The following is a 5,936-nucleotide window of genomic DNA, read 5'->3' as shown; positions in this document are numbered from 1 at the left end:
ACTCGCCGATCGGCAAATACGGCTCGATGAACGTCCACTGCTCGTCGCTGAGTTGCCTACGTGTCACACACAACGTCCTACCGGAACCCGCTTCCAGGCAAGCACGAAACCGCAATATTGATCACGACATCACACAGGCCCTAGCCGCCAGGCGTGGCCCAGCGCGGCGGCGAACTCGCCGTTCGGGCTGCCCACGCCGGCCATCGTTCGTGGATCGGGGTACAACCCGGGTGGTCCGGCGGGGAATTCACGGAGTTCCAGCACGCCGGTCACCCCCTCTGGCCCGGCGGTTTGTCCGTCCGCCCTGGCCGATCGGGCGAAGACCACCGCCACCCGTACGGCGCGGCGTCCGCGGGGTTCGACTCCCGCCAGCATGAGTGCGGCGATGGTGAGCATGCCCTCGGCCGCAGGGCTCGGCTTGCCTGGCTCGCTAGTGGCCTGCAACTGCTGGAGCCGATCGAGCGCGCTGCTCAGCATGCCAGCGAGCCGTGGTGTGAGATCACTCAGCTCGCGACCGGAGGGGTGTGACGGCACTGGGGAGGAGTCGGCGCAGAGCAGGCCGCTCCGATCCCAGGCCGTGGTCAGTCCCAGCAGGCCCGTGTCGTGTTCCGCGATCGTGTCCTCGCTCGTCGCCAGCGCCCGGGCCAGCAGCAGCGGGTGGTCGACCGACCCGACGGATCCGGCGCCCAAGTCCGGCGCCGTCGCGTTCAGCCAGTCGCGCAGTTCCTCGCAGCGTCGGCCCCACAGCCACCCGGGGTCGGCGCGCACCGCCTCGCTGCAGCAGCTCCACCACAGCGGCGGATCACCCAGCAGCACCTGCCGGACCACGGCTTGCGGGATGGTGGTACCCCCCAGCAGGCTCTCCAGCGCGGGCCGGGCCGCGCGCGGCCGGGCAGCGGTGGCCGACCGGCGCCAGGGCGGCCGGTCCGGCCCCGGCCCGCCCCCAGGTCTCGCGGTGCGCGCACCGTCCCCGTCCTCGGTCACCGGAGCTCCTGGTCGATGACGGCACGCACGCCGTCGTCCCCGATCAGCCCCCGCACCTGCCGCCATGCCTCGCGGGTCGCCTCGTTGAGGGCAGCCCGGACGGATGCCGCGACCAGCTCGACGACCCAGGAGCTGTCCGGGCCGACCGGGACGGCACCCGAGGCCGTCAAGGTCGCCGCCGCGTCGAAGCTCGGAAGCCGGACGTAGGAGGCGGGCGGCCCGAACCGCCCCCGCACCACCGGCACGAGCAGCAGTTGCTCGGCGCCGTCCGGCCCGCCGTACCCGACCACCGTCATCAGCGGCCGGTCTGCTCCAGCGGTGTCCAGGATCAGCTCCAACCGGTGTTCGGGACCGGCGGTGCCGGGCCCGCGCACCAGGAACCTGGCGCTGCCGTCCGGCGACGAGGCCTCCATCAGCACCGAATCCTCGCCTGCGGCGGCCAGACCGCCGCCCTGCGGAAGCCGGGGCAACGCGAACCATCCCGGAGCCGGTGAGCCCGTCCGCGGCCGGTCCGGTGGCGCGGGTCGGGACGGGAGGGTGAGGGGTGCTTCGTCCGGGGCAGCGGTACGGCTGCGCGCGGGCCGCAGCTCCGCCTCGGTGAACGAGGCCCAGACCCGCTGCCCCAGGGTGTGTCCGTCCCGTCCACGTCCCGGCGGCTGCGGGAGGTACGACGTGGTGCGGGCAGTGAAAGACCGCCAAGACCGCGCGATCACCGAACCGGTGGTCATGCTGCCTCCCCTGCGCGCGGCCCGGCGGGTCCGGTGCCGTCCGCCGACGACGAGCCCGACGCGGCTCCGCCGGGCCCATGCAGGGCCTCGGCAGGCGTAGCCGCCCGCCCGACCTGGGCGAGCAGCGCCGGAGCCGAGGCCCCGACGGTCACCGCGGCGTACACACCGGTGACCTGGGCGTGCAACAGCCACCCGGCCGCGCCCCCCAGCAGCACGCGGAGGAGCGCCGCGAGCGAGTCCGCGAGCGGATCGACGAACATGACCAGCCGGGGAAGCGGCGCCCCCGTGGCCCTCGCTGTGTGTCGTGCCTGCTGCCAGGCTTTCAGACGCCCGAAGGTCACGACCGCCTCGGCGATCAGTCCGCCCCCCGCGCCACAGGCCGCAGCCTCCAGCCACCCAAGCATTGACCAACCCCCGCTGTCGGCCCGCCCCCGGAGCCTGAGAGTGTCTCAGGCTAACTGAACAGTCGGCCAATCAATCTACGGGACATGACAATTGAAGTCAGCATAGGCCGTTGCGCTGGTGGTCGCAGCAGCGTTCGAAGTAGGCCCTTGCTGTGAACCTGTATGACATGCCATCAATATGTCCACCCCTGACTTCGCGGCAGTATCGTCACTAGTCCGATTCGATGGGGGGTGGGTGGAGCTATGGACTTGGGCTCGGACCTGACTGCGCTGACGTCAAGCGCGGCTGGCCAATTGATCAATCTGATCGCCACCGACGGGTGGGCCGCAGTAAAGTCCGCCGTTCTGGCGTTGTGGCGGCGCTCGCATCCTGAGCGGGCGTCGGAGGATCTCGACCAGGTCCGCACGGACCTGCTCGCCGCCCAACAGAACGGCTCCGACGAGCAGTTGCGGCAGATGCTGGCGACCGAGTGGCAGGCGCGTCTGTCCAGGCTGCTGCTCGCAGAGCCGGACCTCGCCGACGAGCTGCGCGCGTTGGTCGAGGGCGCGCTGGCCGAGCCAGCCGGGCGGCGGCCCTCGGCAGGTTCGACGACGATCAGCGCCCACGTGACAGGTGGTGGGGACGCCTACGTGGCCGGCCGCGATATCACCGTCCACCGTCAGGCCCGGGAGCCCCGGGGCGACTCGGCGTGACCGAGCAGCCGGACTTAGCCGGTCCCAGCAGCGATGGGAGCGAGACGCCCAAGCACCTGGACGTGCACGTCACCGGTGGCGGCGACGCCTACGTCGCCGGCGGCAACATCAGCATCGTCCACCGCGCGGGCCGGGTCCGCACCGGGCGGGTCACCAGCCGGGGAGTCGACATCCGGTGTCCCTACCCCGGTCTGCAGTCGTTCACCGCGCCGTACGCCGAATGGTTCTACGGCCGCGAGCAGGCTGTCGCACTGGTGCGCGGGCATTTGGACGTGCGGCTCCGGGAGGGCGGCCCGCTCGTTGTGCTCGGCCCCTCCGGAGCGGGCAAATCCTCCCTGCTCGCTGCCGGGGTGCTGCCCGACCTCGCTAGCGGGGGCCTGCCGGTCGAGGGCTCTGCGCACTGGCGCCAAGTGCTGCTGACCCCGACCGCCTCACCGGCCACGGCGCTGTCGGCGGCGTTCGACCACCGTGGAGGATCGCAGAACTGGCCGACAGATGCCGAACATTGCGCCGCCGAACTGCTAAGCGGTACCGGTGCGGCCGGGCTCGTGCTGGTGGTCGACCAGTTCGAGGAGATCTTCACCCTGTGCACCGACGAGACCGAGCGGAGCTGGTTCATCGACGTACTGGACCACCTCGCACGTCCACCAGCCCGGAACGCCCTCGTCGTCCTCGGGCTGCGTGCCGATTTCTACGCCCAATGCACGGCCTACGAGCGGCTCCGGACGGCACTGCGGGCCTCCCCGGTCCTGCTCGACCCGATGAGTCGGACCGAGATCGAGGAGGCGATCCGTTACCCGGCCGAGGATGTCGGGTTGGAGATCCAGGATGGCCTGGTGGAGGTTCTGCTGGCCGAGCTGGGCACCACCGGTCCCTCGGCACACGGCGACGGGACGGCCAGTTCATGGGCAGGTGGGCTCCCGCTTCTCGCCCACGCGCTGCGGCTGACCTGGCAGGAACGCCGGGACGGTACCATGACCGTTGAGGGGTACCGGCTGACCGGCGGCATCAGGGCGGCCGTCGCCAGGACGGCGGAGGAAGTCTTCACCGCGCTCACCCCCGAGAGCCGTGAGGTCGCTCGCGCCCTGTTCCTGCGGCTGGTCGCCGTCGGCCGGGACACTGACGACGTCCGCCGTCATGTCGCCTACCGCGACCTCGTCCAGGACCTACCCGAAGGCGGGCTGACCGAGACAGTTCTCGACGGCTTCATCCAGCACCGGCTGCTGACCAAGGACCAGCTGACGGTGACCATCGCCCACGAGGCCCTGATCGAGGCCTGGCCACGGCTGAGGGGCTGGATCGACCAGGACCGTGCCGGGAGCCTGATCCGTCAGGAGCTGGAAGAGGCAGCCACCACCTGGGCCCGAACTGACCGGGACAGCGGCCTGCTCTACCGCGGTGGTGTCCTGGAATCCGCCCGCCGCTGGGCCACCGACCGGCCCGGCGACCTGAGCGCCAGCGCCGACGCCTTCCTCCGTGCGTCCACCCGCCAGGAGCAGCGGCAGCGCCGTCGCCGCCGACGGGCTGTCGCCGTTGTCACGGCTCTGGCCGTGCTCGCGTTCGCCACCTCGGTGTTCGCGTTCCAGCAGAGCGGTGCGGCCCGCTCTGCCGCGGAGCTAGCCGTCAACAAGCAGCTCTCCGCCGAGGTGCTGCAGTTGGCCGGCACAGACCCGGCGCTCGCCGCCCAACTCGCCCTGGTCGCCCACGAGCGGGCCCCGAGCCAGGACACCAAGTCGCAACTGGTGAACCTGGAGAACACCCCAATCGCCACCGACCTGGCCGTCTCCCCCGGCACCGCCGTCTCCAGCGTCGCGTTCAGCTCCGACGAGACGCTCCTTGCCACCGCTGGCGCGGACAACGGGGTACGGCTCTGGGACGCGCGCGACCCGCACCACTGCGTGTTCCTGGGCTACATACAGCCTCCGACGGCCACCCCAGTAATCGCGCTGGAGTTCAGCCCAGACGGAAAGGTCCTGGCCGTGGGCGGGAACCTCGGGGACTCCGGTCACCGGGGCGGGGTGGCGACCCTGTGGGACATGACCGACGCGCGGCACCCTAGCCAGCTCGGACCACCGCTGCAGGCACCCGGGGATGCAGCTGACCTGAAGTTCAGCCCGGACGGGCACATTCTGGCTGTGGGAGGCGGCGTCGATGCCGGAGGATCAGGCATCGTGAAGTTCTGGGACGTCACCAATCCCCGGCACCCGGCAGAGCGAACCGGCCCGGACGTTCAGCCCAGCGTAGCTGTCTCCTCCATGCTGTTCAGCCCGGACGGCAAGGTGGTGGTCACCAACTCCTCCGGCCGCATCGAGCTGTGGGACATGAACGACACGTCGCACCCCGCGCGGCACCTGTCGGACTTCGCCGGGGCAGGCGCCCCGATGGCGCTGAGCACGGACCGCAGCATCCTCGTCGTCGGGGGAAGGCACAACAGCCTGGATATCTGGAACATCGAGGACCCGCGAATACCCGAACGCACCGTGAGCGCCGAATTGCTGGCCGGCCTCACCAGTGATATCACGACAGTGGCGTTCAGCCCGGACGGCAGCGTGCTCGCGGTGGCTACCACCGACGGGATCACCAACCTCTGGAACATGACGGACCCGTACTACCCCACCACACTCGAGCGGCTGCCGCGCAGATCCGAGCGCCCAGCCACGTCGCTCGCGTTCAGCCGGGACGGACACACCCTGGCCGAGGCCCGCCGGGACGGTACCGTCACCCTGTGGAGCCTGCCGCCAACCCTTCTGGCAGGCGGCGGGCCGGTGGCTTTCAGCCAGCAACGACACCTGCTGGCGACATCCAACGGCATGACATGGGCCCGGCTTTGGGATGTGACGGACCCCCACCACCCTGCGCCCCTTGGCATGCCCCAGTCGGGTGCTGGCAGCCCGGTCGCGGCCCTCGCCCTCAGCCCGGACGGGCGCATCATCGCACTCGGCACCGCGAGCGCAGGTGGCGGTGGGGCCGTCTGGCTGTCCGACACCACTGATCCGCGCAGGCCAACGCCATTGCCAACACTGCTGGGCTTCGTCGGCGGGGTCAATTCGGTGGCCTTCGGCCCGGACGGACACACCGTGGCCGCCGGAAGCGATGACGGCACCGTTCGCCTCTGGAACACCACCGA

The 5,936-nt window shown here is 70.9% G+C and carries 5 protein-coding genes; 2 read left to right on the top strand and 3 right to left on the bottom strand.

The genetic code is table 11. The features are described 5' to 3' along the window. Window positions 1-129 precede the first annotated feature (129 nt). From ACZ3UD_RS24085 to ACZ3UD_RS24075, 3 genes are all read right to left on the bottom strand, one after another. On the bottom strand, window positions 130-984 hold the full coding sequence (locus ACZ3UD_RS24085; RefSeq protein ID WP_465591226.1) for a hypothetical protein: 855 nt from the start codon (window positions 982-984) through the stop codon (window positions 130-132). Further along, window positions 981-1,397 carry a hypothetical protein gene (locus ACZ3UD_RS24080; protein WP_465591223.1) on the bottom strand — a complete coding sequence of 139 codons (417 nt, stop codon included), beginning with the start codon at window positions 1,395-1,397 and terminating at the stop codon, window positions 981-983. The genes ACZ3UD_RS24085 and ACZ3UD_RS24080 overlap by 4 nt, the downstream gene beginning before the upstream one ends. 311 nt (window positions 1,398-1,708) lie before the next feature. After that, window positions 1,709-2,116, bottom strand: a complete 408-nt coding sequence (locus ACZ3UD_RS24075; RefSeq protein WP_465591220.1) for a hypothetical protein — start codon at window positions 2,114-2,116, stop codon at window positions 1,709-1,711. A gap of 243 nt (window positions 2,117-2,359) precedes the next feature. On the opposite strand from ACZ3UD_RS24075, the gene ACZ3UD_RS24070 reads away from it, so the two are divergent. Further along, window positions 2,360-2,809: a hypothetical protein gene (locus ACZ3UD_RS24070; RefSeq protein ID WP_465591217.1), complete on the top strand. Its 450-nt coding sequence runs from the start codon at window positions 2,360-2,362 to the stop codon at window positions 2,807-2,809. Further along, window positions 2,806-5,936, top strand: a 3,131-nt coding sequence (locus ACZ3UD_RS24065) for an nSTAND1 domain-containing NTPase (RefSeq protein WP_465591214.1), incomplete at its 3' end; no start/stop codon positions are given. The genes ACZ3UD_RS24070 and ACZ3UD_RS24065, both read left to right, overlap by 4 nt.

The sequence above is a fragment of the Kitasatospora sp. NPDC023118 genome (assembly GCF_055560875.1).
The sequence above is the reverse complement of the archived record's forward strand: the minus strand, read 5'-3'. Positions and strand labels throughout refer to the sequence as shown.

Excerpts from the sequence above, each read along its gene's own strand:
- ACZ3UD_RS24080 (WP_465591223.1), bottom strand. The coding sequence starts at position 1,397 with ATGGAGGCCTCGTCGCCGGACGGCAGCGCCAGGTTCCTGGTGCGCGGG.
- ACZ3UD_RS24075 (WP_465591220.1), bottom strand. The coding sequence starts at position 2,116 with ATGCTTGGGTGGCTGGAGGCTGCGGCCTGTGGCGCGGGGGGCGGACTG.
- ACZ3UD_RS24070 (WP_465591217.1), top strand. The coding sequence starts at position 2,360 with ATGGACTTGGGCTCGGACCTGACTGCGCTGACGTCAAGCGCGGCTGGC.